We start from the raw sequence: 25,965 nt of genomic DNA, 5'->3' as shown, positions 1-25,965 counted from the left end.
CAATGCATCCGGGGCAGCATGCCGCGCCGGTTCCGAATACCTCAATATTACAATTGTGGAGTGACGCTAACCGCGGCGCCAGATGAAGACGTGAAGGCCGAGGCGGCGCTTGGTAACCGCGAAGAGCAACACGGACTCGAACACCAGCGCGAAGGATGTCGCGATGGCGGCACCCATTACGCCTAGCGTGGGTACGAGGACGAGGCAGCCGATGAGGTTCACGACGAAGGATGTCGCGTAGACGGCAGCGCAGATTTTCTGCTCGCCTGACATGTTGAGCAGGCGTTCGACCGGACCGACCGCGGCGCGCGCGATGAGGCCGATCGCCAAAACGAACATCAGCGGGTAGCCGCTGGTGAATTCGCGGCCGAACAGCCAGAGGAACGGGAGACCGAGCGCGAGGATCAGAGCCGTCGCGATCAGCGACGGATAGAAGGTCCAGCGGATCGACTCGGAAAGGAATGCGGACAGCCGCTCGCGATCACCCAGCACGTGATACTCGGCAAAGCGATGCGCGACCGCGGCCGAGACCGAGAAGTTGACGAAGGCGACGAGCGCAAGCGTCTTTGCAGCCGCATAGTAGATCGCGACTTTCTCAGGTGATTGGAACTGCTGCAGCACGAGAATGTCCGTGTATGTCAGCAGCAAATAGAAGCCGTCGACCATCAGGATCGGCAGCGAGGTCGCGAACCAATGACGCGTCTCGTATTGCTTCGGGCCGGCCGGGACTTTCTTGTCAAGGCGCCGCTGCAGAACGAAAAGCTGAAGGATGGTCGTGATCCACGTTGCGCCGACCGCCGCATACATTGCGCTTTCGGCATTCTCGGGAAGTCCAAGCGCGTGCGCTGTCGCCATCAGCGCAAACAGTAGAGCAGGGCGGAGGATGTAAGGCGCGCCCATGCCGAGCGGCAGCCAATCGTATGAGCGCGAAATCCCTTCCTGCACGTTGCCGAGAGCGAACAGCGGAAGGCACACGCAGGCGAGGAAGAGCGGAACGACGAGGTAGGCATGCAGCAGCGGCGTTAGTTTCCAAACCAGCAACGCGGCAACAACGGCGGCAGCGGTCGAGAAGCCGAGCGCGATCCAGCGGCTGCCCGCAAGAAATCCGCGCAAGGCATCGAGACGCTGGAGGCTGGTGTATTCGGGGATGAAACGCTGAGCGCTCTGCGAAAGGCCGATGTCGGCGACCCCGCCGATCAGCAGCACCCAGGTCCAGACATAGACGTAGATACCGAATTCGTAGGAGCCCATCCAACGCGCGAGTAGCACCTGGCTCAGAAATGCGATGGCGGCGCTGAGAAGGCGAATGAGGAATGCGGTCGAGGCCGCGCGTTGCGCGAGCGAAGAATGGCTGGCGTCGGTAAGCCACGCGCGCGCGAAGGCCACCGCTCGCGCGAGGCTGGTTCGCCCGTCTCGTCCGCTTTCGTTGCTCAACGCCACGCAGTCTTCCCGGTCATTTCTGCGCCGCACTATGCACGCGGGCGCTTAATGATGCGTTGGGCAGATGCGCGAATACCCAGCCCGGTATGTATTCAGATACGGTCAGGTGGGTGTTTATGGTTAATGTTTCGTTGTCAAACGTGGTGAACGAAAGGTTAACCCGCGAAGCCGCCGGATTGCAGAAAGGCGCGCTCGTCCGGCGTTGTCTCGCGGCCGAGCACGACGTTGCGGTGAGGGAAGCGGCCGAAGCGTTTGATGATGTCGTAGTGATCGATCGCCCATTTCAGGCCGTCGGCGTCGCCGAGCGCTTTGAACAGCTCCAGCGAAAGCTCTTGATCGGCGAGCAGTTCGGAATGCTCGAACGGCAGATAGAAGAAAGTCTGCATCGGCATGCCGATAGCGCGATCGAAGCCGCGCGCGATGGCGCGATCCGCAATGGCGCGGGCGAGCGGATCGGTCGCGAAGGTGCGCGGCGAGCCGCGGAACATGTTGCGCGGGAATTGGTCGGTGAGGATCAGCAGCGCGAGCGCGCCTTCGGCATTCTCTTCCCATGCCGCGAGTTTGCCGGCGGCGGCTTCCTCATGCGTCGCGAGAAAGCGATTGCGGCACTCGTTGTCGAAGGCTTCGTCCTTCGCGTACCACTTTTCGAAACCGGCATCGCGCCAGAAGGCGACGATCGTCGCGGGTGTGATGTTGGGCATGAATTGCCTTCTATTACATTCTTTCCGGCATGCGCGCCTCTAGCGTCCCCTCTCCCGCTTGCGGGAGAGGTTAGGGTGAGGGCAGGCGACGAACTCGGAACTTGCGTCCCCTCACCCGGCGCTTCGCGCCACCCTCTCCCGTAAACGGGAGAGGGATCGGAGCGATACGCGAGGTGTGAGACGGCCGCGTGCGCTACGCGGTGTGCGCTTACGCGGCTTGGCTTTTCTGCTGCTGCGGCTCGTCGCGGAGTGCGCGGCGGAGGATCTTGCCGACGTTGGTCTTCGGCAGATCGTCGCGGAATTCGACCAGCTTCGGCACCTTGTAGGCGGTCAACTGTGTCGCGCAGAATTCGCGGAGTTCTTCCGTCGTCAGCGTCGGGTCCTTACGGACGACAAACACCTTTACGGCTTCCGACGTCTTTGCGTCCGGAACGCCGATGACGGCGCATTCGAGCACGCCCGGATGACTCGCGACGACAGCCTCGACCTCGTTCGGGTAAACGTTGAAGCCGGAGACCAGCACCATGTCCTTCTTGCGGTCGACGATCTTCACGCGGCCGCGATCGTCCATCACGCCGATGTCGCCGGTGCGGAAGAAGCCGTCCGAGGTCATCACCTGCGCGGTTTCGTCCGGACGATTCCAGTAGCCGACCATCACTTGCGGGCCACGCGCACAGATTTCGCCGGTGCTACCGACAGGAAGTTCGCGCCCTTCATCGTCGCGGATCGAAATTTCGGTCGACGGCACCGGGAGGCCGATGTCGCCCGAGAAGTCCGGCTGGCCGGCCGGATTGCAGGTGAGCGTCGGCGAAGTCTCGGAGAGGCCGTAGCCTTCCGCGATCGGGATGCCGGTGATTTCGAGCCACTTGTCGGAGACCGACTTCTGCGTCGCCATGCCGCCGCCGTTCGAAGCTTTGAGCATGCTCCAGTCGACCTTGCGGATGTCCGGGTGATTGACCAGCGCGTTGTAGAGCGTGTTCACGGCAGGGAACATGTTGACCTTGTACTTCTGCAGTTCCTTGATCAGGCCCGGAATGTCGCGCGGGTTCGGGATCAGGAGGCAGGTGCCGCCGGCGCGCGTGCTGAGCAGGAAGCAGGCCGTCAGTGCGAAGATGTGATAGAGCGGCAGCGCCGTGACGATGAGCGGGTGCTGGACCTTCGGCTCGTTCTGCAGCACCGGCTGCAGCCACGCATCGTTCTGCAGCATGTTGGCGACGATGTTGCGGTGGACGAGCGTCGCGCCTTTTGACACGCCGGTCGTGCCGCCGGTGTATTGCAGGAAGGCGACGTCTTCCGGGCCGATCTCGACTTTGTTGAGCGTCATCGAGCGGCCGGCCGCGACAGCGTCGTTGAAGGCGGTTGCGCCGGGCAGATTGTAGGCCGGCACCATCTTCTTTACGCGGCGCACGACGAGGTTGACGATCATGCCCTTCAGCGTGCCGAGCAAGTCGCCCATCGAGGCGACCACGACATGCTTGACGGGAGTGTTGGGGAGAACTTGCTCCAACGTGGTCGCGAAGTTTTCCAGAATGACGATCGCTTCGGCGCCCGAGTCCTTCAACTGGTGCTCGAGTTCGCGCGGCGTGTAGAGTGGGTTGACGTTGACGGCCGTGAAGCCGGCGCGCAGCACGGCTGCCGTTGCAACCGGATATTGCAGGACGTTCGGCATCATCAGCGCGACGCGAGCGCCTTTTTTGAGGCCCTTGCTTTGCAGCCAAGCGCCGAGCGCGCGCGACAGCTCATCGACCTCGCCGTAGGTCAAGCTCTTGTCCATGCAGATAAAAGCTTTGTCGTTCTTGTACTTCTGGAAGCTCTCTTCCAGCAGCGCGACGACCGACTTGTACTGCGACAGGTCGATCTCAGACGGGATGCCCGCCGGGTAATGCTTGAGCCAAATGCGTTCCACGTTTCTTCCTCCCGCAGGGCGCCACGTTGGGGCGCGTCATATTATTTTCGTAGAGCATTACCGCGCCCAGCCAATATGGCAAGCGGGCGCGGTGTCGCGATGCATCAATTGCGTGGATCGATGACCTTAATCTTCGGTGCGGACGCCTCAATAATCGCACCCGCTTCGAGCGCCATCGCCTCGCCGTAACGTGCGGTTGCGAGCTGCACGCCGCACGGCGCTTCACCTTCCGTCAGGATCGGGACCGCGAGACCAGGAAGCCCGAGGATCGGCAATGAAGTTTGCGGCGTCTGTGCAGCCAGCATAGCGATGACGGCGTCGCGGCCCTGTTGATCGGTGTCGATCGGGAACGGCAGCTTCCATGACGACGGCATCAGCAGGATCGGGTAGGTCTCGAAAAACTGTGTCCATGCGCGCAGCAGGGTGGTGCGTTGCGCGAGGGCGTGGATGAATTCTTGCGGGCTTAGGATTTTCGCGAGGCCGCTGGAGGCTGCCGCGAAATTGCGTAGCGCCGAGCCTTCGGCGTCGAGATATTGTCCGGCGCCGTCGAAATGAGCCTGCGTTTCCAGCAAGTTCGCCCACAGCTCGACCGTCTCGTCGTAGTGTGGCGGGGCGGCGGGCTCGACCTGATAGCCCGCGTCGGCCAGCCAACTGGCAGCCTGCTTGAGAGAGCGGGTGACAGCCGGGTCGGCCTTGCAGCCGTGCCAGGTGTCGAATAGGGCGACACGCACCGGGCCCTGCTTCGGCGCTTGCGAGACCGGCGTGACCGGCACCTGCCAGGGATCGCGCGGATCGCGCATCGCCATGGCGTCGAGGCCGACATAGAGATCGCGGATCGATCTGGCGATCGGGCCCTGCACCGACGTCTGGTGGGGCATCACGGGGCGCTCGACCTTGGCGGACGGGTTGAACGCCGGAACGCGCGCGAAGCTCGGGCGAATGCCGGCGAGGCCGCACGCGTAGGCCGGATAGCGGATCGAACCGCCGATATCGTTGCCGTGGCCGATGGTACCGATGCCGGTCGCGACCGCGGCCGATGCGCCGCCCGAGGAGCCGCCCGGCGTGATCTTCGGGTCCCATGGATTGAGCGTACGGCCGTGCAGCGTGTTGTCGGTGAACCAGCGCGACGAGAGTTCGGGCGTGTTGGTGCGGCCGATGATCACCGCGCCGGCGCGGCGCAGGTTGGCGACGACCGCCGAGTCGTCCGGCGCGATGTTATCTTTGAAGGCGGCGACGCCATTGGTGTTGGCGTGGCCCTTGGTGTCGACGTTGACCTTCACGGTGACGGGAACGCCGTGCAGCGGGCCGATCGCTTCGCCGCGCGCTTGTTTCTCATCGAGCGCTGCGGCTACTGCGCGCGCCTCATTCTCCATGCCGTCGACGACCGAGTTGATCTTCGGATTGACCGCCGCCATACGGGCGAGCGCATCGTCGGTCGCCTCGCGGGCCGAAACCTTCTTGTTCTTGATGAGAGCTGCGAGGGCGACGGCGTCGAGCTGATAGAGTTGGGACACACAGAACTCCTCTGGTTTCTGGAGTTCTAGCGCCTGCCGCCCGGAGGGCCAAGTTCAGCGATCGCGGCCGCCGAACGGCACCAGCGGATTGTCCAGCAACGCGGCGCGATCCGGCCGGTCGATCGCCGGCGCATTGATGAAGGCGTTGAAGAGATCGCGGATAGGTTGTGAATCGAGGTCGCGCACGATGAAAACGAGACGCGTGCGGCGATCGCCGTCCGGCCATGCGGGAAGTTGCGTCGGCGGATGGAAAATGTGCTGTACGCCGTGCACGACCAGCGGTTTGTCCGGATCGTCGGAGAGCCGCACGATGCCCTTAAGCCGCAGCAGGTTCGGGCCATGCAGCGAGCGCAGCAGTTCGAAGAACATGTCGAGCGCCGCGGCCGGCACGGCTTGATCGGTCGCGATCACAAACGAGCGAATGTGATCGTCGTGGCGGTTCACGTCGTGGGCATGTTGGTGATGACCGTGATCGTGGTGATGCGCGTGATCGCCGTGATGATGGTGCGCATGCGCGTCGGCATGCGCTTCTTCGGCGAGCCAGCGTTTGACATCCGGCGTTTTCGTATCCGGGTTGTAGAGGCCGGCGTCGAGCAGTTTCGCGGCCGTCGCTTCGCCGCGCGCGCCGTCGAGAATGCGGGCAACCGGGTTGATCGCACGAATGCGCGCGAGCAGCGTTTCCCGGTGAGCTTTGGCTTCCGGCAGATCGGTCTTCGTGACGACGATGCGATCCGCCACAGCGAGTTGTTTGACGGCTTCGACATGTGCGTCCAGCGTGGCGTTGCCATTCACCGCATCGATCAGCGTGACGACGCCGTCGAGCCGGTAGCGCATCACGAGGTACGGATGCGCCATGATTGTATGCAGCACCGGCGCGGGGTCGGCGAGGCCGGTCGTCTCGATGATGATGCGGCGGAAGTTCACGCGGCCGTTGTCGAGATCGCGCAGCAGTTTTTCGAGTGCGGTGACGAGATCGCCGCGCACCGTGCAGCATAGGCAGCCGCTGGCGAGCAGCACCATGTCGGTGCCGACCTGTTCGACCAGGAGATGATCGAGACCGATCTCACCGAATTCGTTGATGAGGACGGCGGTGTCGGAGAGGTCGTTGTCCTGGAGCAGACGGTTGAGCAGCGTCGTCTTCCCGGCGCCGAGGAAGCCGGTGAGCACCGTCAGCGGGATCGGCTCGGGGCGTTTGCGTTCGGTCATCTCGACAAATCTCAGCCGTCATGGCCCGGCTTGTCCGGGCCATCCACGACTTATTTGGTGGAGTGGAAATAGCAAGACGTGGATGGCCCGCATGAAGCGGGCCATGACGGAGTTTTGCTGCGAGGGCTTTCGCGTTGCGCACGCCACGTTGCTTCTCGCAATGACGAGAAATGCTACGGCTGCGGTTTCTTCTTCGCGGGTGCTGCGTTGGCCGACTTCGCACCGGCCGCAGGCTTCGCGCCCGGCTTCGGCTTAGTTTCCGCTTTTGGCTTGGCGTCGGGCTTCGCGGCGGCGTTCTTTTTCTTGGCGTTCTCGCCGACCGGGATCGCGACCGTCTGCTGTCCGCCCTTCGTTTTCTTCGCCTTGCGGCCACGCGGCGCCATCGCGGCTTCGATGTTGGCGACACCCTTCGGCGGGATAACGCTGACGACAACCGGCGCTTGCGTGTCGATCGGCGCATGCAGGGACGAACCCGCAACTGTCGGTTGGAAGCCGGTGATCAGGCCGCCGAGATTGAGGCCGCCGGGGCCCCCGCCGGAATCCGTGAAGCCCGGCTGCGGCTCATCGTCGGCTTCGCCGCGGTTGCCGCGGTTCTTACCGCAGATTTCGTCGCGCAGGTTGGGCGGCGCTGCCGCAATCGCCTGCAGCGAGTCGACTGTGCCGGAGGAGGGGACCAGCCATGCGATGCCGCCGCCCGTGAAGCCGCGATCGAGAAGCTTGGCGGCTTGGGCCGTGCGGTCCTTGCCGGAATTCGCGCCGAGCACGACGGCGATGAGCTTGCGGCCGTTGCGGGTTGCGGTTGCGACGAGGTTGTAACCGGAGGCGCAGATGAAGCCGGTCTTCATGCCGTCGGCGCCCGGATATTGGGTGACGAGGCGGTTGTAATTGCGGAACACGCGGCGGCCGAGCTGGATCGAATGCGTATTCCAGAAACGGCTGTATTCCGGAAACTCGCGCATGATCGTGCGGGCGAGGATCGCCATGTCCCGCGCCGACGTGATCTGGCCGTCGGCCGGAAGTCCGTTCGGATTGACCCAGGACGACTGGGTCATGCCGAGGCGGCGCGACGTCTTGTTCATCTCCTCGGCAAACCCTTCGACCGAGCCGCCCACACCTTCTGCGAGCACGACCGCGATGTCGTTGGCGGATTTCACCATCAACATCTTAAGAGCGTCCTCGACCGTCATCTGGGTACCGACCGGAAAGCCCATTTTCGACGGAGCTTGCGACAGGGCGCGCGGCGAGACCGTGACGATGCTGGTCAGCTGGATGCGGCCCTCTTTGACGGCGCGCAGCGTCACGTAAGTCGTCATGATTTTGGAGACGGACGCAGGATACCAGGGGTAGCCGGCATTCTCGGAGTGCAGGACTTTACCGCTGTCCGCGTCGATCAACAGCAGCGCGGCGGCATCGGCGCTCGGCATTTTGATCAACAGGCTGCCCGTTAGGGCTGCGGCTAGGGCGGCGGAACGCCAAAGACGAAAGCTCACGCTGTCCAGACCTTTACGTGTTGGTTCGCCGAGCTTGTGCTCGATCAGATTCGGCGTTGGAACGTTAGACGCGGGGCCGGTTAAGGATTATCTACCGTATAACGCCGCGGCGCCCTAGTCATCATTTGAGGGCTATCGGGTTGCGCGGATGTGATCGCGCGCGAAAGCGTCTAAAGTTCGGCAATCCATCGGGATGCCTGAGAAGAAACGGGAGCGAAAATGACGGCCTGCATCGTTGGTTGGGCGCACACGCCTTTCGGGAAAATGGACGCCGAGAGCGTCGAAAGCTTGCTGGTGAAAGCCGCCGGCGGCGCGCTGAAGGATGCCGGCATTGAGGCGAAGGATGTCGACGAGGTTGTGCTCGGCCACTTCAACGGCGGCTTTTCGGCGCAGGATTTCACCGCCTCGCTCGTTTTGCAGACTTCGCCGGATCTTCGCTTCAAACGCGCAACGCGCGTCGAGAATGCATGCGCGACCGGATCGGCCGCCGTGCATCAGGGCTTGAAGTCGATCGCCGCGAAGCAGTCGCGCATCGTGCTCGTCTGCGGCGTCGAGCAGATGACGACGACGCCCGGACCGGAGATCGGCAAGAATCTGCTGAAGTGCTCCTACGTGAAGGAAGAGGCCGCGATCGAAGGCGGCTTTGCCGGCATCTTTGGGCAGATCGCAAACCAGTATTTCCAGAAATACGGCGATCAGTCGGATGCGCTCGCGATGATCGCGGCGAAGAACCACAAGAACGGTGTCGAGAATCCGTATGCGCAGATGCGCAAGGATTTCGGCTATGACTTCTGCCGCAACCCGTCCGACAAAAACCCGTATGTCGCGGGTCCGCTGAAACGCACGGACTGCTCGCTCGTCTCCGACGGTGCCGCTGCGATCGTGCTGGCCGATGTGGAAACCGCGCTGAGAATGAACAAAGCTATCGCGTTCCGCGCCGCGCAGCACGTGCAGGACTTCCTGCCGATGTCGCGCCGCGACATTCTCAAGTTCGAGGGCTGCACGGAAGCGTGGGGCCGCGCGCTCGCGCAGGCCGGCATCTCGCTCGACGATCTCTCGCTGGTCGAGACGCACGACTGCTTCACGATCGCGGAGCTGATCGAATATGAAGCGATGGGTCTTGCAAAGCCGGGCGAAGGCGCGCGCATCCTCGCCGAGGGCGTGACCGAGAAGACCGGGCGTCTGCCGGTCAATCCGTCCGGTGGCTTGAAGGCGAAAGGCCATCCGATCGGCGCGACCGGCGTTTCGATGCACACGATGGCGTCGATGCAGCTGATGGGCGATGCGGGTGGGATGCAGATCCCGGGCGCGCGGCTCGCTGGCATCTTCAATATGGGCGGCGCGGCGGTCGCGAATTACGTGAGCATCTTGGAGCGGCTGCGTTAAGCGCGAAGCTTTGACTCTCGACGTCGTCATGGCCCGGCTTGTCCGGGCCATCCACGTCTTACTTTCCTGCGGATTCAGCTAAGTCGTGGATGGCCCGCATGAAGCGGGCCATGACGGTTTACTCAACGCCAGCGGCGACTTTTGCTCGTAACTTCTCATTCTCAGCTTCAAGCTCTGCCAATCGCGCCTTCACGGGCGCGAGCGCCTCGGACAATTCATCCGCCGTGAAGCGCGGCGTGATGTGTTGCGGGCAATTCCAGTCGAACGCTTCGAGCTTCAGCACGAAGCCGCGCTCCGGCAATCCGCGATAGCCCGGCGTTGCGAGTTGTTTGGCGAGCTCGGGTTCGTGCTTGAGATCATGCTCGGTCATGTGCGCGTAGATCTTCAGCCGCCGGCGATGCGGGTAGTCCATCAGGAACAGGCAGACGCGATCGTTCGCCGCGACATTGCCGAGCGAGATGTATTGGCGGTTGCCGCGGAAGTCCGCGAAGCCAAGCGTTCTGTCGTCCAGCATGCGCAGGAAGCCCGGCGGTCCGCCGCGATGCTGCACGTAAGGCCAGCCGGTCTCGCCGACCGAGGCGAGGTAGAACGAGTCCCGCTCCGCGATGAAGGCGGCTTCTGCTTCGGTGAAGCGGTTGAAGTCGCGGTTCTTCGGGCCTTCCCACATGGCGCGGGCGCCATTGGCTGCCTGCGCGGCCTTTACGCTGTCCGTGGTGGCAATATCGAGAAATCCGTAGGGCATGAGTGCTTTCCCTTCTGACGCAGAAGATAAGTCTCTTGCGTCTGAGAGATAATCCGGCAATATCGATCATCACTCTTTCAATATTCGAGAGGATGAGTGGATCGCTTCGAAGCTATGGAGTTGCTGCTCGCCGCCGTCGATGCCGGAAGCCTGTCGGCTGCCGGCCGCAAGCTCGGCGTGCCGCTGCCGACCGTCAGCCGGAAGGTCGCCGAGCTTGAAGCTCATCTCGACGCGCGGCTCCTGACGCGCACGACGCGCCGGCTCGCGCTGACCGACGCGGGCGAGGCTTATGTCGCGGCGGCGCGCCGCATCCTCGAAGCTGTCGGTGACGCCGAGCGGGCCGCCTCCGGCGCTTCGACGCTCCCGCGCGGCGAACTCAACCTCACGGCGCCCGTGCTCTTCGGGCGGCTGCATGTGCTGCCGGTGGTCAACGATTTCCTTGGCGCGTTCCCGGAGATCGATGTGCGGCTCGGGCTGTCGGATCGCAATCAGCATCTGATCGACGATCATCTCGACGCCGCGATCCGCATCGGCACGCTCAGCGATTCGTCCATGATCGCGATTCGTCTCGGCGCATTGCGACGCGTCGTCATCGCGAGCGAGGCATATCTGAAAACGCATGGCGTTCCGGACACGCCGGCCGATCTTTCAGCGCATCGCTGCATTCTGTTCGATGCACCGGGCGCGACCGCGCAGTGGCGCTTCAGCAAGCCCTCGCCGACAACGGTGGCGATCCGCGCGCGGCTTTCGGTCAATACGGCGGAAGCCGCAATCGATGCGGCCGAGGCCGATGTCGGGTTAACGCGCGTATTGTCTTATCAGGCGGCGCGCGCCGTGAAGCGCGGCGACTTGCGCGTTGTGCTGCGCGCTTACGAGGACGACGCGATCCCGGTGCATCTCGTCTACGCGGCGCAAGGGCAGCTGCCACGCAAAGTGCGCGCCTTCATCGACTATGCGGTGCCGCGCTTGCGTGCGGCGCTGGATCAAGTCGCCAAGGAAATCGGAAACTAAGACTGGCTCGGGCCGAGTTCGGAATCGTATTCGGCGCTGCAGAAGGTTCCGCCCTGGTACCAGTCGCCGATCGCGTCATGCGGCAGCTTGGCCTGCTCGGCGAGAGCGTGATCGCGATAGTCTTCGGCTTTGTGCTGCGGCTTGTAGCCGAAGCGGAAAGCGCTCTCGTTATCCCACCACGCGCGTTCGTTGTCGGAGGCGCCGTAGAAAATTTCGTTGCGGATATCCGGATGCTCGAGGCCGATGCGCACAAGTTGCACCAAATCCTCCGGGTGTAGCCAGATCGCGAGACGGCGTTGATCAACCGGATGATCGGCGAAATTTCCGATGCGCAGCGATGTTACGCGCATGCCGTGCTTGTAAGCGTAGAACGCGCCGACCGCTTCGCCGAAAGCCTTCGACACGCCGTAGCGCGAGTCCGGCCGCACCGGCTCGTCGATGCCGATCTTGCGGCGGCGCGGATAGAAGCCAACCGCATGGTTCGACGAAGCGAAGACGACGCGTTTCACGCCGGCCTGGTGCGCAGCCTCGAAGAGATTGTAGCAGCCGATTATGTTGGCCTGGTGAATCGTGCCCCAATCGCCCTCGACCGAGAAGCCGCCGAAATGAATGATGCCGTCGATGCCTTCGACGGCGCGCGTGACTTGCTTGATGTCGGCGAGGTCCGCCTGGACGAACTCCTCGTCGTTCGCGAGATCCTTCGGGCGATGCAGATCGCTGAGACGGAATGTCGGATAGATGCCCTTCATCAGCGTGCGGAGGCGTGTGCCGATGCCGCCCGCCGCGCCTGTCATCAATACTTTCATCGGCTGCCTCGCCCGAAGATTAGTTGGCCTTGATGTTGTTGGTGCGAATGAGATCGCCCCAGCGCTTCGCTTCCTCAGCCATAAAAATACGCAATTCGGCCGGTGTCGAACTGGCCGGCTCGGCGCCGACTTCGACGATACGCTTGCGGATCGCCGGATCGGCGAGCGCCTTCGTGTAAGCCGCATGCAGACGATCGATCATCGGCTGCGGCGTGCCCTTCGGCGCCAACATTGCGAACCAACCGTAAGCCGAGAAGCCGGGCAGGCCAGCCTCCTGCGTCGTCGGCACGTCGGGCAAAGCCGCCGAGCGTTGGGGCGCCGCAACCGCAAGCGGACGCAACTGCCCACCTTGCACCTGGCCAATGACATTCGGAATCAGCTGGAAACTCACCTGCACCTGGCCCGCAACGAGGTCGGTCACGAGTTGGCCAGTGACTCGATACGGAACATGCGTCATCTTCGTGCCGGTGAACTGTTCGAAGTAAGCGCCGGCGAGATGCTGAGACGAGCCGTTTCCGATGCTGCCGTAGTTCAGCGTTCCGGGCTTTTCCTTCGCGGCCGCGATCAGTTCGGGCACACTCTTGATCGGCACCCCGTTGGTGACGACGATGAGGCTCGGCAATGTCGCGATGAGCGAGATCGGCTCGAACGCCGTCAGCGGATCGTAACCGATATTCTCGTACAGCGATTGATTGACGGCGAGCGGACCCGATGCGGAGACGAGTAGCGTGTAACCATCGGGTGTCGCTCGCGCAGCCGCAGCGGTGCCAAGATTTCCCGCCGCGCCGGCTTGGTTCTCGACGACGAAGCGATGGCCGAGATCGTCCGCCATGCGGTCGAGCACAATGCGGCCGACGACGTCGCTCGCGCTGCCGGCGGCGAATGGGACGATCACGCGGATCGAGCGGGTCGGGTATGCTGCTTGAGCGAGTCCCGTCGTTGTGAATGTGCTAACGACCGTGGCCGCGATGAGTGCCCGGCGAACGTGATCAACCTTCGATGAGCGCATCGACATAGCCCTTATACTTCTGCGACTTCGGCTTCTCGCGGTCTTCCGCGTTGACGTAGGAGATCGAGCTCTTACCAAGCAGCGTGGCCGGCAAGACCATCATGCGCACGAAGCGGCTCGGCCTGTCGGCGGCGGCTTGTGCGAAGACCGGGGCAGGGCCGCTTTCGAACCACGCGCCGCCAGGGCCATAACTTGTCGAATGACCCTCAGTGTCGATGCGGATGCCGCCTTCGATCAGGCAGCGAATGCCGGGGCCTTGATGGGTGTGTAGAAACGCGCAGCCGCCGGGCGGAAACGCAACGCTGTCGCCGCGCATCAGCACGGCATCGGCGATCGGCCAATCGAGTGGACGCGACAGCTTGAGATGTGTTCCGTCGCGAAGTCCCGCGGCTGCTGGCTTCTGCGCGGCGAGTTCGTAGCGCCACAGCGTCGCGCCGGTCTCGCCGGCGACGATGTCGGCGCTTTTGCCGTGCCACGCTTGATCATCGGTGAATGTCGCGCCGGCAATCGAGATGCCGCCGTGCACGACATAGATCATGCGATGCACGGCATCGCTCGCTAGGGACAGCATCTCGCCGCCCGATAGCGTGTCTTCAAAAAGCGTCAGATGCATCGTGAAGCGTTAGCGTTGCTTCTCGCCGGCGAGCTTCGAATAGCGCTTGCGGCTGTTGAGCAGATGTTGACGCATTGCGGCGCGCGCTTGCGTCACTGCCTTGCACTTGATCGCGTTGAGGATCGCGCCGTGTTCGGTCTGGAACGTGCGTAGATAGGCGGTGCGCTGGGAGGCAACCGACGTGAGGTTGATCGTCTGACGCGGGATGATGAAGTTTCCGAGGTAATTCAGGAAGTGCAGAAACTTCGGGTTGCCGGTCGCTTCCGCGATCGCGCAGTGAAAGCTGAAGTCTTCGTCGATGCCGCTTTCGCCGCGCGTCATCGCCGCCTGAATACTCTCGTAAGCTTCGACGATTTTCTGAATCGATTCCGGCGTCGCGCGTTCGGCCGCAAGGCCCGCCGCTTCGATTTCGATGCCGGTGCGAAGCTCCATCACTTCGAGCACTTCGTTGATCGACTTCGCATCCATGGTTTCGATGCGGAACATGCGATTGGCGCGGTCGGCAACGAATGCGCCGACGCCCTGACGCGTTGCGACGAGGCCTTCTGCGCGCAGTGCCGCAACGGCTTCACGCACGACGGTGCGCGAGACACCGAGCGATGCGATCATTTCTTGTTCGGTGGGAAGGCGCGAACCCGGAGGAAGCTTGCCGTTCATGATGTCGCTGCGCAGACGCTCGACAACTTCGTGCGTCAGGCTACGCGGTGCACTCAGTGGCGCAAGGCTCGGCGTTCTGCGAGCTGCCCCGTTGGTCGCAAGTCTAGTCACGCTTCCTCATCCTCAGTTTTTCTTGTTGTCGTATGATATGACGTCTACCACGCTGGGCGCGTTCAGATCAATGATCTGACATATCACAAATGCGGAAGATGAAGGCAGAAAGTGCCTGCGGCGCACGCGGCACTCGCACACATGTGGGTTTAGAAAGTAGAAAAGTCGCTGCGCCAGAGGAGCAATTTTGATTGTGCGTTTGCGAGCTATGCTGTCTGCACAAATTTCACGGTGCTGCGTGAGAGTTTCTTGGTGCGCAACTTTATGCTGACGACGCTCCGCGGAGCGGCTTATTCGGCGGCGTCTTGGATCAGCGTTTCGCCCGGGCGGACGTGGGTGAAGCGCACGGCTTCCGTCGTCACGCGGATGTCGTCGTCGAACAACTTCGCGACGGTGTAGCGGGAATCTTCGAGCGATCCGCGTTCCGGGAAATCTTCGCGGAAATGCGCGCCGCGGCTGTCCGTACGGGCGAGCGCGGCGGCGCAGATCGCGCGGCTGACCAAGATCATGTTCTCGATGTTGATGCGATCCATCCAGGTGAGATTGTAGCGCGGTTCCGGCGCCGGGACGCCGATCGCGGCGATGTCTGCGGAAAGCCGCTGCAGCGTATAAGCCGCCCGGTCGAGGCCTTCGGCCGTGCGCAGAATGCCGACGTCGTCCCACATCACGCTCTGCAATTCGCGCCGGATGCCTTCCAGATCGCCGCCCGGCAATCCGAGCGCCGCGAAGGCACGCTCGTGCGCTTCGTTCAGCGCGAAGCGATTGGGAGGCGGAAGCGGGCTGCCGGGTTTGACGCGCGCGCCCATGCGATCACCCGCAATGCCGCCATAGACTGTGGAGTTCGCGACACCGTTGCCGCCGAGACGATTGGCGCCGTGGACGCCGCCGGTGTCCTCGCCGGCCGCGTAGAGGCCGTACATCGCGGTCGCGCAGTCGGGCGCGAATTGAACGCCGCCCATCATGTAATGCGCTGTCGGGATGACTTCGACCTGGCCGCCCGCAAGATCGAAGCCGCAATCGGCGCAGCGTTCGACCATGCCTTTGAACTCGCGCCGCACGCGCTCCGGCCCGAGATGCGCCATGCGAATATAGACGCCGCCATTCGGCGAGGCGTAGCCTTCGCGGATGCGGCGCATGATCGAGCGTGAGACGATGTCGCGTGTTGCGCGCTCGCCGCGCTGATCGTATTCGAACATGAAGCGCTCGCCGGTGGAGTCGACGAGATAGCCGCCGGAACCGCGCAGGCCTTCTTCCAGCACGGTGCCGGTCATGCGCGTGCCTTCGCCCGCGAGCAATCCGGTCGGATGGAATTGAACCATCTCCATGTCGCGCAGCGGCAATCCGGCGCGCAGTGCCATGGCCATGCCGTCGCAGGTCTTGTCGCCGGACGGCGTGTGGTAGCGATACATAGTCGGGCCGCCGCCGGTCGCGAGCAGTGTCGCGCGGGCGCGCACGAAGGTCGGCTCGCCAGTGCGCATGTCGAGCATCAGCACGCCGGCGAGATCGCCTTCCGGAGTCGGAATAAGATCGAGGGCGCGGTGATCCTCAAGCCGCTTGATGTTGCGGCGCCAGACTTGTTCGGCGAGGCGGTTGATGATCTCGATGCCGGTGAGATCACCCTTGTGCACGGTGCGATCGAAGGTCTGTCCGGCGAAAGCTTTCTGGTGGACGGTGCCGTCCGGATTGCGATCGAAGAAGCAGCCGAGATCATTCTCGAGTTCGCGGATGCGGATCGGTGCCGTTTCGACGAGTTGCCACGCGAGCTTCTGATGGTTGAGCCAGGCGCCGCCTTCGATCGTGTCCATGAAGTGGCGTTCGACCGAGTCGTTCGCGGCAAGCGCGACGTTGTAGCCGCCCTGCACCATGCGGGTGCAGCCGCATTTGCCGAGCAGACCTTTCACCGCGATGGTGACGTCGAGATCTGGATTGGCCTTCTTCGCGTGAAGCGCGGCGAAGAGACCCGCGCCGCCCGCGCCGAGAATGAGGATGTCGGTTTCGAGCGTTTGCATCTATTGACGGCCGCCGCGCCAAACTCCGCTCATACCCGCGAAAGCGGGTATCCAGCTTGCGCGCGGTAGGGCGATAAGAAATCGTAATGTGTTGTGGTTGCCGCGCGTGCTGCCGCACGCGAACTGGACCCCCGCTTTCGCGGGGGTGAGCGGAGTGTGAGGCAAACTCACTCTTCCGCCCCGATGCTGGCGAGCACGGCGGCGCGGCGATCGGCGGCGATCTTGTTGACGTCCGCATGAAGCGAGCCGCCGTGCGAATCCATCGTCACCAGCAGCGGGCCGAAGCCTTTGATGCGGAATTGCCAGAGACTCTCGGGATGTAGGTCGTCCATGTCGACGTCCTCGATCTCCTCGATCCAGGTCGTCTCCAGCGCTGCGGCACCGCCGACGATCGCTAGATACGCGCCGCCGAGATCGCGAAAGGCGTCCTGCGTGTGCGTGCCCATGCCGCCTTTGCCGATGATGATGCGCACGCCCTCGCGCTCCATCAACTGCCGCGTAAAGTGCTCCATGCGTTGCGACGTCGTCGTGCCGATGCAGAGCGGCTCGTAACGCGGCGCATTTTCGGGCGGCTTGTCGATGCGGCGCACATTCGGCGCCGTGTGGATCACGGCGTGACCTTTGAGATCGAGCCGCGTCGTGCGGCCGCGATCGAACATATGGATCAGCGTTGCGTCGCGAATGCCGAAGAGACGCTGCTCCAGCGTCACGGTGTCGCCGACGCGGAGTTCGCGCACCTGCCGCTCGTCGATCGGCATTTCGAGCGTGTGATGGGCCATGCGCGAACTCCGGCGCTTGCGTTATTGTTCGGGCTTGAGGTTTCGGTCTTGCACGACCTTCTTGTAGACCTCGAACTCTTCCTTGATCTGCTGCGCGAATTCGGCCGGCGTGTTCGCGATGACGAGCGAGCCGGTCTCCTCGATGCGCTTGCGGATGTCGGCGTCTTCGAGCGTCTTCTTGATGACCTCGTGCAGCTTCTTCGTCACATCGTCGGGAAGACCTTTCGGTCCGACGACGCCGTAGAAGGCAACGCGGTTCACGATCGGCAAGCCGACTTCCGCGAAGGTCGGGACATTCGGCGCCGACGCGACGCGTTGGGGGGCAGAGACGACAATAGGGATAAGTTTGCCGTCGGCGAAGAACGGCTGCGACGACGGCAGATTGTCGGACATCATCGAGACGTGGCCCGCGATCGCGTCGTTGAGCGCAGGACCTGCGCCGCGATACGGCACGTGCGTGAGTTTCGTGTCGGTCGCGCTGCAGAAGAGTTCTGTCTGCAGATGCATGATCGAGCCGATGCCCGGCGTAGCATATGTGTATTTGCCCGGGTTCTTTTTGATCTCGGCGAGGAAGCCGGCGTAATCCTTGGCGGGGAAGGACGGATGCACCGAGATCACGTTCGGCGTCGCCGCAACGTTGATGATGGGCGTGAAATCGGTGAGCGGATTATACGGCGTCTTCGGCTGGATCGCCGGCGCGGTCGCGACCGTCGACACCGTGGCGATGCCGAGCGAATAACCATCCGGTGCTGCGCGCGCGGTCTCGGCCGCGCCGATAGTGCCGCCGCCGCCGCCCTTGTTCTCGACAACAACCGTCTGGCCGAGCATTTGCGGCATCTTGGCCGAGAGAATGCGGGCGATGATGTCCGTGGTGCCGCCGGCCGGGAACGGCACGACGATCTTGATCAGGCGATCCGGAAATGCTGCGAGCGCAGGCGTCGCTGCGAGGGCCGACGATGCGGCGATGCCGGCAATCACTGTGCGGCGGGAAAGTTCGGTCATTGCGGTTCCTATTGTTATTACTCAACTACCGCGCCCGGTCCCGCGGCCGTTGTTCTATAGCACTAATGAAAAGAAATGCCGCCCGGTGTGATGACGGCGCTGGCGCGGCGTGCCGAGTGGCATTGAATATTCACCGCGACGGGATTCATCGTGATGTGCGTCGCCGCGACCTCGACGTGGACGCGGAACGACGTCGAGCGCCCGCCGAGACCCTGCGGGCCGATACCGAGCTGATTGACGGCTTCGGAAAGTTCGTTCTCGATCTTCGCGCCTTCAGGGTCCGAGCATTTCGTCTCCAGCGGGCGCGTCGCCGCGATCTTGGCGAGGTGCATGCAAAGATCCGACGTGCCGCCGATGCCGACGCCGACGATGGTCGGTGGGCAGACGCGCCCGCCGAGTTCGATCACCTTGTCGATGACGAAACGCTTCACGGCTTTCGGGCCGTCGGCCGGAATCAACATTTGCAGGAAAGAGCCGTTCTCCGAGCCGGAGCCTTTCGGGATCATTTCGATCTCGACCGTCTCCTCGCGTCCATCGAAGTCGATGTTGATGATCGGGATGCGCACTCCGCACGATGTCTGCTCGTTATGGCGCGTGAGCGGATGCACGACGGAGGAGCGCAGCGGGTGTTCGCGCGTCGCGCGTTCGCAGCCGCGGCGGATCGCGTCCTTCATCGCGACACCGTCGACGTCGACGTTGCGGCCGATGGTGACGTTGTAGATCGGGATGCCGGTGTCCTGGCAGAGGAGATTGCGCGTCTTCTCGGCGACCTGAATGTTCTGCACCATCGTGTCGAGCACGGCGCGGCCGGTTGCGTCAGTCTCCGTCGCGACGAGGCGATCGAAGCCGCGCTTGATGTCGGGCGGCAGCAGCTTGAGCGCGCGGATGTAGAGCGACATTGCGAGCTCTTCGACTTCATGGTTGTCGAGTTGCATCGTTTCCTCCGATTTTCTCTACAATACCAACGTCACGCCAGAGATGACCAGCAGGGCCGCGATCACCTTCCGGAACATCCGCTCGTCCAGCATGCTGAAGAAACGCCAGCCGAGCCAGCCGCCGACCGCGAGCGGCGGCAGGATGGCAAGCTGCAGCATGACGGTCGTGCGGTCGAGGGCGATGATGCCGACGACGGCGATCGTCGCGATTTGGATGACCAAGATATAGGGCTGGTAGACGGCGCGCGCCTCGATCTTCGGCCAGCCGCGGAGCTGGGTCCAGATGGTAGGCAGCACGCCGGAATAGCCGCCGATGCCGCCCAGGATACCGCCGAGGAAGCCGACGACTGCATCTGCCACGCGTCCGCCGCCGGTGATGACCGGCAGGCGCGGGGCGAGCAGGGCGTAAAGACCGAAGGTGGTGAGGAAGGCGCCGAGGCCGATCTTCATCACGCTGGCGTCGGTGCGTGTGAGCAGCCAGACGCCGAGCGGAATGCCGACTAAGCCAGTGACGATGAAGGGGCCGACGCGTTCGGCCTTCACGTGCGGCAGCAGCGGCCAGATTGTGCCGAGCTGCATCAACGTCGAGGACGCGAGCGAAAGGATCGCGGTGCGCACGGGGTCGAGCACGTGAAGCCAGATCGATGCGGCTGCGAGAACGAAGGCAAAGCCCGCACCGCCCGACGCGATCGCGCCGATCAATGCGCCGAGCCAGATGACGCCGAGCGTGCCCCAGGAATATTCGCTCAGCATATCAACCGGCGTTCAACAAAAACGCGAGGCCGACGCCGAAGCCGGCGGCAAGGCAAACCGAGACGACAGTCGCGGTGTGTTCGCGGAAGTCGAGAAACTCGATCGCCAAAATGCGCAGCCCCAGCGTCATGTGAATTGCCAGCGCAGTCACAATGCCGAACTCCGCGATCTTGATCAGCGGCGTCGCGGTGAATTTGAGGAAGCGCTCGAATTCGGACGCGCCCTTCAGCGCGCTGCCGAGCGCGAGGAAATGCAGCGGCAGAAAGAGCGCCAGCGCGATGCCGGAGAGGCGATGCAGCATTGCGGCGATGAAGCCGGGGCGCCGGTGTGTCGCGCGCATCACGCGTACACCGCATAAACGGCGCGGAGGCCGAGCCACAAGAGCAGCGCCATCACGCACGCCATCGCGATATCGAGCGAGCGCCCGCGCCAGCGTGTCCATTCGACGACGATATTGCGCAGGCCGATCGGCGCATGCACTGCGACCGCGACGACGAAGATCGCGTAGAACAACGCGAAGCCGAGATTGCCCTGTGTGCGGCCGAGGATCTCACCCGCCGTTAGGCCGCCGCGCACTGCATAGAGAATCGTCCCGAGATGCACCGCGATCGCGATTCCTAGCACTCCGGCGCTGAGACGCTGCGCGAGGAACATCACGGCGTTCACGGACGCCTCCGCACGCTCGCACGTTTGAGGCCGGCGATCGCGTAAGTCGGCGCGATGTGTTTCGGGCAGTATGACGTGCAGCTCATATGCGTGTGGCAGGAATGACAACCGCCTTTTTGCGATACCGCCTTGAGGCGCGAATCGTTGCCTTGATCGCGCACGTCGTTGACCAGCGTCCACGCGCGATTGAGCGCCGCGGGACCGAGGTAATCCTTCTCCCATTCGACGACGTCGCAGGCCGAATAGCAGACGCCGCAGCCGATGCATTCGATGCCGGCATTCGCAGCGATGCGTTCCGTTGTGTCCGGCTTGACGACCGCGAAGTCTTCCGGCGGCTTGTCGCCGGGTTCGAAGTATCCCTTCGCGCGCGCCCATTTGTCGAAGAATTCGGCCATGTCGACCGTCAGGTCTTTGATGACCGTGAGATTGCGCAGTGGCTCGATCGTGAGAGCGTTTCCGTTGGCGACGGCGGCGACCCGTGTGCGGCAGGTCCAGCGCGGCTTGCCGTTGACCACCATTGCGCAGGAGCCGCACATGCCGACACGGCAAGCGAAGCGATACGAGAGCGTCGCATCCTGCTCGCGCTGAATTTCGGTGACGACGTCGAGGATCGTTTGGTTTTCGCGGCGCGGCACCGCGAACGATTGGAAGCGGCCCTCGGCGGCACCACGCCAAACGTTCACGCGTAAATGCTCAGTCCGCGACACGATGAATTTCAGCTCCCGGGCAATTTGTGGATGTCGTCGAAGTAGACGTCTTTCCAGCTCGTCGGCTTTGTGGGAATCATCCCGACGCGCGCCATGTAGTCAGCGTATGGCATGATCTTTTTCGGCGTCAGCGTCCACTCGTTTTCCGGCGCGCGAATGATTTTTTCCGCGTCGGCAACCGGAAGCTTCGAATTCTCGGCTTTCACCCAGAGCGCCGCGACACCGGCAGGATCTTTCTTGATCTGTGCCATCGCGTCTTCTAGCGCCGCAACGAAAGCCTGCACGACCTTGCGATTCTCATTGTAGAATTTCGTCGTCGCCCAGACCGAGTTGAAGGTGTGCGGCCCGCCGAGCACGTCGTAGCTGTCGAGCACTTTGCGCACGCGCTTGTCCTCGAGTTCCTGATACTGGAACGGCGCGGACGTAAAATGCCCGCTGATCTCCGACTTGCCGGTCAGCATCTGCGACATGCCGTCCGGATGTCCGAGCGACACCGTCAGCGGCTCGAGCTTGAAGTGCTGACCGGGGCCGAACACTTTCTCGGCCGCCATCTGCAGCGTCACGGCTTGGATCGATACCTTCACGGCCGGGAGCGCGATGCGATCCTTGTCGGTGAAGTCCGCGATCGTCTTCACGTTCGGGTTGATCGTGTTGAGATAGAGCGGCATCGCGTTAATCGCCGCGATGCCCTTGATGCCGACATTGGCTTTCGTGCGGCCCCATGCCGTCAGCAGCGGACCGACGCCGCCGGATGCGATATCGAGATTGCCCGACAATATCGCTTCGTTCATCGGCGTGCCGGACGTGAAGCGCACCCACTCAGTCTTGATGTCGAGGCCGAGCTTTTTGCCGTGTTCTTCGAGAAGTCTTCGCTCCTCCATCACGGTGAGCGGCAGATACGATATTCCGAATTGCTTCGCGATGCGCACAGTCTGCGCGGACGCGGTCGCAATGAAAGCAGCGGTCAGCGCGGCGGCGACCATCGTCGTGCGGAGAAGTTTGCGCATTTTCTCGGCTCCCCTCGGCTTGCGGTTCTCGCGCCCGCTTAGCCTTAGTTTATAACGAGCATAAGATGCGTCGCAGCCGAAACCGTCAAGCGTGCGGCGCAAAAACAGGGGCAGGGCGTGAAACACGATAGTAACGAAGACGCGAGTGTCGCCGCATCGGCGATGCAAAACGCGCTGAAGCAGCGCTTCGGCGAAGATTTCGCCGTCGATCCGGAGATTTCTGGGCTGTCAGACCTTGCACGCATGGCGAGCCGCAAGGTCACGCGGCGCTATGCGGCGAAACCGGTGAGCGACGAGATGTTGCGCCTTCTCTGCGGTTGCGCGCTCTCCGCGCCGTCGAAGAGCGATCTGCAGCAAGGCGACATTCTCATCGTGCGCGATCGTACAATTCACGACGCGATTGCCGACATGCTGCCGTCGATGCCTTGGGTCCGAAACGCGCCCGTTTTCGTCGTTTTCCTCGCCAATGGGCGGCGTTTGCCGCAAATTTCCGGTTGGCGTGAGAAGCCGTTTCCAAACGATCATCTCGACGCATTCTTCAACGCGAGCGTCGACGCCGCCATCGTGATGACGAGCTTCATCCGCGCCGCCGAGGCCGCTGGACTCGGATGTTGTCCGATCAGCGTGCTGCGTGATCGCGTGTTCGATGTCGCGAAGCTGCTCAGTCTGCCGGAGCGCGTGGTTCCGATCGCGGGCCTCACGCTTGGCTGGCCGGAGGGCGAATCGCATATGTCGGCGCGGCTTCCACTTTCGGCGACCGTGCACATTGACCGTTTCGATGATGCTAATGTCAAAGAACATGTCGACGCTTACGATCGTCGTCGCGCGGCGATCCATGCACCGAAGCCGCGGCAGCCGGAGCGTTGGGGCGTGCCGGATCTGTATGGATGGTCGGAAGACAAAGCCCGCCAATATGCCGATCCGCAACGAGCGGATTTCGGCGCATTTGTGCGTGCCCAAGGTTTCTGTTTGGATTGAGGGAATAAGAAGAGGACTTCCATGTCAGACGTTGCATTTCTCTCCGCCAAGAAATTGGCCGGGCTTATTCGCCGCAAGAAGATCAGCAGTCTCGAACTCCTCAATCACTATCTGGACCGCATCGAGCGCCACAATCCGAAGATCAACGCCGTTATCGCGATGGATATTCCGTCGGCGCGCCGCCGCGCGCGCCTCGCCGACAAAGCGCTGGCGAAAGGCGAGGTTTGGGGGCCGCTGCACGGCGTTCCGATGACGTTCAAGGAATCCTACGACATCACGGGATTGCCGACGACGTGGGGCAATCCGGACTGGAAGGACAACATCGCGACGAAGAACGCACTGTCGGTCGATCGCATGCAGAATGCGGGTGTCGTCGTTTTCGGCAAGACCAACGTGCCGCTGATGCTCGCGGACTGGCAGAGCTACAACGACATCTACGGCATCACGAATAATCCGTGGGACGTGCGGCTCTCGCCCGGCGGTTCGTCGGGCGGCTCGGCGGCAGCGCTCGCGGCCGGATTCACGGGCATCGAAGCGGGTAGCGACATCGGCGCGTCGATCCGAAACCCCGCGCATTATTGCGGCGTCTACGGACACAAGCCGACGTGGAATCTGCTGCCGTCGCGCGGCCATGCGCCTCCGGGCGTCGTCTCGCAAGGCGACATTTCGGTGATCGGGCCGCTTGCGCGCAGTGCGGACGATCTCGCGATCGCGCTCGACGCGATGGCGGGGCCGGATGCGATCGAGGCAGCCGGATACAAGCTCGCGCTGAAGGCGCCAAAGCAGAAGCAGCTGCGTGACTTCAAGATTGCCGTCATGCTCGACGACAAGATGTCGACGGTCGACAGCGGCGTGAAGGATCGCATTCAGGAACTGGCGGATTTTCTCGGTAAGAAACGCGTCAAAGTCGACATGAAGGCGCGGCCGGACATTGATACGCGCAAGCTTCATGAAGTTTACGTCGCGCTGTTGCGATCGGCGACGTCGGGCCGGATGGCGCCCGAAGTGCTTGCCCGCAGCGAACGCATCGCGCACGAGGCGCCCGCGAGCGATCAGAGTTATCTCGCGCAGATGTCGCGCGCTAACGTGATGCCGCATCGCCTGTGGCTCGGCGTCAACGAGCAGCGCCACAAGATGCGGCTGAAGTGGGCGGAGTTCTTCGAGGACTACGACGTGTTGCTGTGCCCGGCCGCGGCCTCCGCCGCATGCCCGCACGATCACGTGGGCGAGCGCTTCGATCGCACGATCGAGGTCAACGGCAAGCAGGTGCCGACGACGGATCAGCTCTTCTGGGCCGGTTATTCATGCGTGACCTATCTGCCCGGCACGGTCGCGCCGATCGGCTTCACCAAGGAAGGCTTGCCGGTCGGCGTGCAGATTGTCGGTCCGCAGTTCAGCGACCGCACGACGATCGCGTTCGCGCAGATGCTCGAACGCGAGTATCAGGATTTCGTCGCGCCGACCGGCTACGATTGATTACTGCGGCGGAACGCCGGCGTCGGCGAGAACCTTGCGCCACTTGGCGACTTCGGCCTCAAGGTGACGCTGCAAGTCGGTAGGCCCGCGTTTGCCGGCCGGGAACAGTGCAGTGCCGAGATCCTCGAAGGTCTTGAGCACCTTCTCGTCCTTCAGCGCGACTTCGAGCGCCGCATTGAGTTTCTCGATGATCGGCTGCGCGGTGCCCTTCGGCGCGTAAAGCGCGTGCCACACAGTCACTTCGAAGCCTTTGATGCCGGACTCATCAACAGTCGGCGTGTTCGGAAGTTGCGGCGAACGTGCCAGCGACGTCACCGCATAACCTTTGATGTTGCCGCTCTGCAGATGCGGGATCGAATTCGTCGTCTGGTCGCATAGCACATCGAGCTGACCCGCGACGAGATCGTTCATCGCCGGGCCCGTGCCACGATACGGCACCTGATTGACCTTGGTGCCGAGCGCCTGCTCGAGAAAGATGTTGCAGAGATGCGAGCCCGAGCCGTTGCCGGCGGTGCCGAAGCTGATGTTGCGGCCGTCCGTCTTCACCAGCGCGAGGAACTCCGCAATGTCCTTTGGCGGTAGCGTCTTCTTCGCCGAGAGAACATACGGCCCGTAATTGACGAGGCCGATCGGCGCGAAATCGTTCACGGTGTCGTAGGTCAGCGACTTGTAGAGAGAAGCGCCGGCCGACAATGCGACGTGATGGATGAGCAGCGTGTAGCCATCGTTTTGTGCGCGTGCGACGCGGGCAGCACCCGCGGTTCCGCCGGCGCCCGAGACGTTTTCGATCACGACTGTTTGACCGAGCGTCGTCGTCATCGATTGCCCGATGAGGCGCGCGATGCTGTCTGATGGGCCGCCAGCCGCATATGGGACGATGAGCGTGATCGGGCGATCGGGATAATTTTGCGCCGATGCGGAGCCGGCAGCGACAGCCAACGCGAAGGCAAGAGCAACTCGAGCGAACATTCGTTTCCTCTCCGAGACCTGCGGCGTGTTTTTGTTATCGGAACCGCAGGGCGCGAAGCAAATCCCGAGAAGGAGTCTCGGGTCAAGTCCGC

Annotated in this window: 25 protein-coding genes; 4 read left to right on the top strand and 21 right to left on the bottom strand. The window is 62.9% G+C overall.

Going from position 1 to position 25,965, the window contains the following annotated elements:
• Positions 1 to 66: 66 nt before the first annotated feature.
• The 6 genes from GJW30_RS00825 to GJW30_RS00800 form a co-directional block, all read right to left on the bottom strand.
• Positions 67 to 1,440 carry a lipopolysaccharide biosynthesis protein gene (locus GJW30_RS00825; protein WP_245408609.1) on the bottom strand — a complete coding sequence of 458 codons (1,374 nt, stop codon included), beginning with the start codon at positions 1,438 to 1,440 and terminating at the stop codon, positions 67 to 69.
• Between the two features lie 155 nt (positions 1,441 to 1,595).
• Positions 1,596 to 2,141: a DUF924 family protein gene (locus GJW30_RS00820; protein WP_096350539.1), complete on the bottom strand. Its 546-nt coding sequence runs from the start codon at positions 2,139 to 2,141 to the stop codon at positions 1,596 to 1,598.
• A gap of 208 nt (positions 2,142 to 2,349) precedes the next feature.
• Positions 2,350 to 4,047 (bottom strand): long-chain fatty acid--CoA ligase, encoded by a 1,698-nt coding sequence (locus tag GJW30_RS00815; RefSeq protein WP_096350537.1) that lies wholly within the window; start codon positions 4,045 to 4,047, stop codon positions 2,350 to 2,352.
• Between the two features lie 104 nt (positions 4,048 to 4,151).
• Positions 4,152 to 5,561: an amidase family protein gene (locus GJW30_RS00810; protein ID WP_096350535.1), complete on the bottom strand. Its 1,410-nt coding sequence runs from the start codon at positions 5,559 to 5,561 to the stop codon at positions 4,152 to 4,154.
• A gap of 54 nt (positions 5,562 to 5,615) precedes the next feature.
• Positions 5,616 to 6,767 (bottom strand): CobW family GTP-binding protein, encoded by a 1,152-nt coding sequence (locus GJW30_RS00805; protein ID WP_096350533.1) that lies wholly within the window; start codon positions 6,765 to 6,767, stop codon positions 5,616 to 5,618.
• A 173-nt stretch (positions 6,768 to 6,940) separates the two neighbouring features.
• The gene (locus GJW30_RS00800) at positions 6,941 to 8,191 is read right to left on the bottom strand and encodes a D-alanyl-D-alanine carboxypeptidase family protein (RefSeq protein ID WP_096358575.1); all 1,251 of its coding nucleotides are present in this window, start codon (positions 8,189 to 8,191) and stop codon (positions 6,941 to 6,943) included.
• Between the two features lie 285 nt (positions 8,192 to 8,476).
• Between GJW30_RS00800 and GJW30_RS00795 the strand changes: the two genes are divergently transcribed.
• Complete coding sequence (locus GJW30_RS00795; RefSeq protein ID WP_096350531.1) at positions 8,477 to 9,643, top strand: acetyl-CoA acetyltransferase; 1,167 nt, start codon at positions 8,477 to 8,479, stop codon at positions 9,641 to 9,643.
• A 118-nt stretch (positions 9,644 to 9,761) separates the two neighbouring features.
• On the opposite strand, the gene GJW30_RS00790 is transcribed toward GJW30_RS00795, so the two are convergent.
• Entirely contained in the window at positions 9,762 to 10,385 is a 624-nt protein-coding gene (locus GJW30_RS00790; protein ID WP_096350529.1) for a pyridoxamine 5'-phosphate oxidase family protein, read from the bottom strand.
• A 96-nt stretch (positions 10,386 to 10,481) separates the two neighbouring features.
• On the opposite strand from GJW30_RS00790, the gene GJW30_RS00785 reads away from it, so the two are divergent.
• Entirely contained in the window at positions 10,482 to 11,396 is a 915-nt protein-coding gene (locus GJW30_RS00785) for a LysR substrate-binding domain-containing protein (protein WP_096350527.1), read from the top strand.
• Here the strand turns inward: GJW30_RS00785 and GJW30_RS00780 are convergent.
• The 13 genes from GJW30_RS00780 to GJW30_RS00720 form a co-directional block, all read right to left on the bottom strand.
• A complete protein-coding gene (locus GJW30_RS00780; RefSeq protein WP_245408608.1) occupies positions 11,393 to 12,202 on the bottom strand; it encodes an NAD-dependent epimerase/dehydratase family protein in 810 nt (269 codons plus the stop codon). The two genes, GJW30_RS00785 and GJW30_RS00780, sit on opposite strands and share 4 nt — an antisense overlap.
• Before the next feature lie 19 nt (positions 12,203 to 12,221).
• Entirely contained in the window at positions 12,222 to 13,217 is a 996-nt protein-coding gene (locus GJW30_RS00775) for a Bug family tripartite tricarboxylate transporter substrate binding protein (RefSeq protein WP_245408607.1), read from the bottom strand.
• On the bottom strand, positions 13,192 to 13,824 hold the full coding sequence (locus tag GJW30_RS00770; RefSeq protein WP_096350525.1) for a cupin domain-containing protein: 633 nt from the start codon (positions 13,822 to 13,824) through the stop codon (positions 13,192 to 13,194). Before GJW30_RS00770 ends, GJW30_RS00775 begins: the two co-directional genes overlap by 26 nt.
• 9 nt (positions 13,825 to 13,833) lie before the next feature.
• Positions 13,834 to 14,592: a FadR/GntR family transcriptional regulator gene (locus tag GJW30_RS00765; RefSeq protein WP_245408606.1), complete on the bottom strand. Its 759-nt coding sequence runs from the start codon at positions 14,590 to 14,592 to the stop codon at positions 13,834 to 13,836.
• A gap of 290 nt (positions 14,593 to 14,882) precedes the next feature.
• Complete coding sequence (locus GJW30_RS00760) at positions 14,883 to 16,601, bottom strand: L-aspartate oxidase (RefSeq protein ID WP_096350521.1); 1,719 nt, start codon at positions 16,599 to 16,601, stop codon at positions 14,883 to 14,885.
• A gap of 167 nt (positions 16,602 to 16,768) precedes the next feature.
• Positions 16,769 to 17,380 (bottom strand): fumarate hydratase C-terminal domain-containing protein, encoded by a 612-nt coding sequence (locus GJW30_RS00755; RefSeq protein WP_096350519.1) that lies wholly within the window; start codon positions 17,378 to 17,380, stop codon positions 16,769 to 16,771.
• A gap of 21 nt (positions 17,381 to 17,401) precedes the next feature.
• Complete coding sequence (locus tag GJW30_RS00750) at positions 17,402 to 18,382, bottom strand: tripartite tricarboxylate transporter substrate binding protein BugE (protein WP_096350517.1); 981 nt, start codon at positions 18,380 to 18,382, stop codon at positions 17,402 to 17,404.
• A gap of 62 nt (positions 18,383 to 18,444) precedes the next feature.
• Positions 18,445 to 19,317 carry a fumarate hydratase gene (locus GJW30_RS00745; protein ID WP_096350515.1) on the bottom strand — a complete coding sequence of 291 codons (873 nt, stop codon included), beginning with the start codon at positions 19,315 to 19,317 and terminating at the stop codon, positions 18,445 to 18,447.
• An 18-nt stretch (positions 19,318 to 19,335) separates the two neighbouring features.
• The gene (locus GJW30_RS00740; protein WP_096350513.1) at positions 19,336 to 20,070 is read right to left on the bottom strand and encodes a sulfite exporter TauE/SafE family protein; all 735 of its coding nucleotides are present in this window, start codon (positions 20,068 to 20,070) and stop codon (positions 19,336 to 19,338) included.
• A 1-nt stretch (position 20,071) separates the two neighbouring features.
• Positions 20,072 to 20,410: a succinate dehydrogenase, cytochrome b556 subunit gene (locus tag GJW30_RS00735; protein ID WP_172887536.1), complete on the bottom strand. Its 339-nt coding sequence runs from the start codon at positions 20,408 to 20,410 to the stop codon at positions 20,072 to 20,074.
• On the bottom strand, positions 20,410 to 20,736 hold the full coding sequence (locus GJW30_RS00730) for a succinate dehydrogenase/fumarate reductase transmembrane subunit (RefSeq protein ID WP_096350511.1): 327 nt from the start codon (positions 20,734 to 20,736) through the stop codon (positions 20,410 to 20,412). The genes GJW30_RS00735 and GJW30_RS00730 overlap by 1 nt, the downstream gene beginning before the upstream one ends.
• On the bottom strand, positions 20,733 to 21,419 hold the full coding sequence (locus GJW30_RS00725; RefSeq protein ID WP_245408605.1) for a succinate dehydrogenase/fumarate reductase iron-sulfur subunit: 687 nt from the start codon (positions 21,417 to 21,419) through the stop codon (positions 20,733 to 20,735). Before GJW30_RS00725 ends, GJW30_RS00730 begins: the two co-directional genes overlap by 4 nt.
• Before the next feature lie 32 nt (positions 21,420 to 21,451).
• Positions 21,452 to 22,450 (bottom strand): ABC transporter substrate-binding protein, encoded by a 999-nt coding sequence (locus GJW30_RS00720; RefSeq protein ID WP_096350507.1) that lies wholly within the window; start codon positions 22,448 to 22,450, stop codon positions 21,452 to 21,454.
• 117 nt (positions 22,451 to 22,567) lie between these two features.
• Here GJW30_RS00720 and GJW30_RS00715 point away from each other — a divergent pair, with 117 nt between their 5' ends.
• The gene (locus GJW30_RS00715) at positions 22,568 to 23,428 is read left to right on the top strand and encodes a nitroreductase family protein (protein WP_245408604.1); all 861 of its coding nucleotides are present in this window, start codon (positions 22,568 to 22,570) and stop codon (positions 23,426 to 23,428) included.
• A 21-nt stretch (positions 23,429 to 23,449) separates the two neighbouring features.
• A complete protein-coding gene (locus GJW30_RS00710) occupies positions 23,450 to 24,904 on the top strand; it encodes an amidase (RefSeq protein ID WP_096350503.1) in 1,455 nt (484 codons plus the stop codon).
• On the opposite strand, the gene GJW30_RS00705 is transcribed toward GJW30_RS00710, so the two are convergent.
• Complete coding sequence (locus GJW30_RS00705) at positions 24,905 to 25,873, bottom strand: tripartite tricarboxylate transporter substrate-binding protein (protein WP_096350501.1); 969 nt, start codon at positions 25,871 to 25,873, stop codon at positions 24,905 to 24,907. It abuts the gene before it with no gap.
• Between the last annotated feature and the right edge of the window lie 92 nt (positions 25,874 to 25,965).

The organism is Variibacter gotjawalensis, from assembly GCF_002355335.1.
Lineage (GTDB): Bacteria > Pseudomonadota > Alphaproteobacteria > Rhizobiales > Xanthobacteraceae > Variibacter > Variibacter gotjawalensis.
Note: the sequence above shows the minus strand (reverse complement) of the source record. Positions and strands in the feature narration are given on the sequence as shown.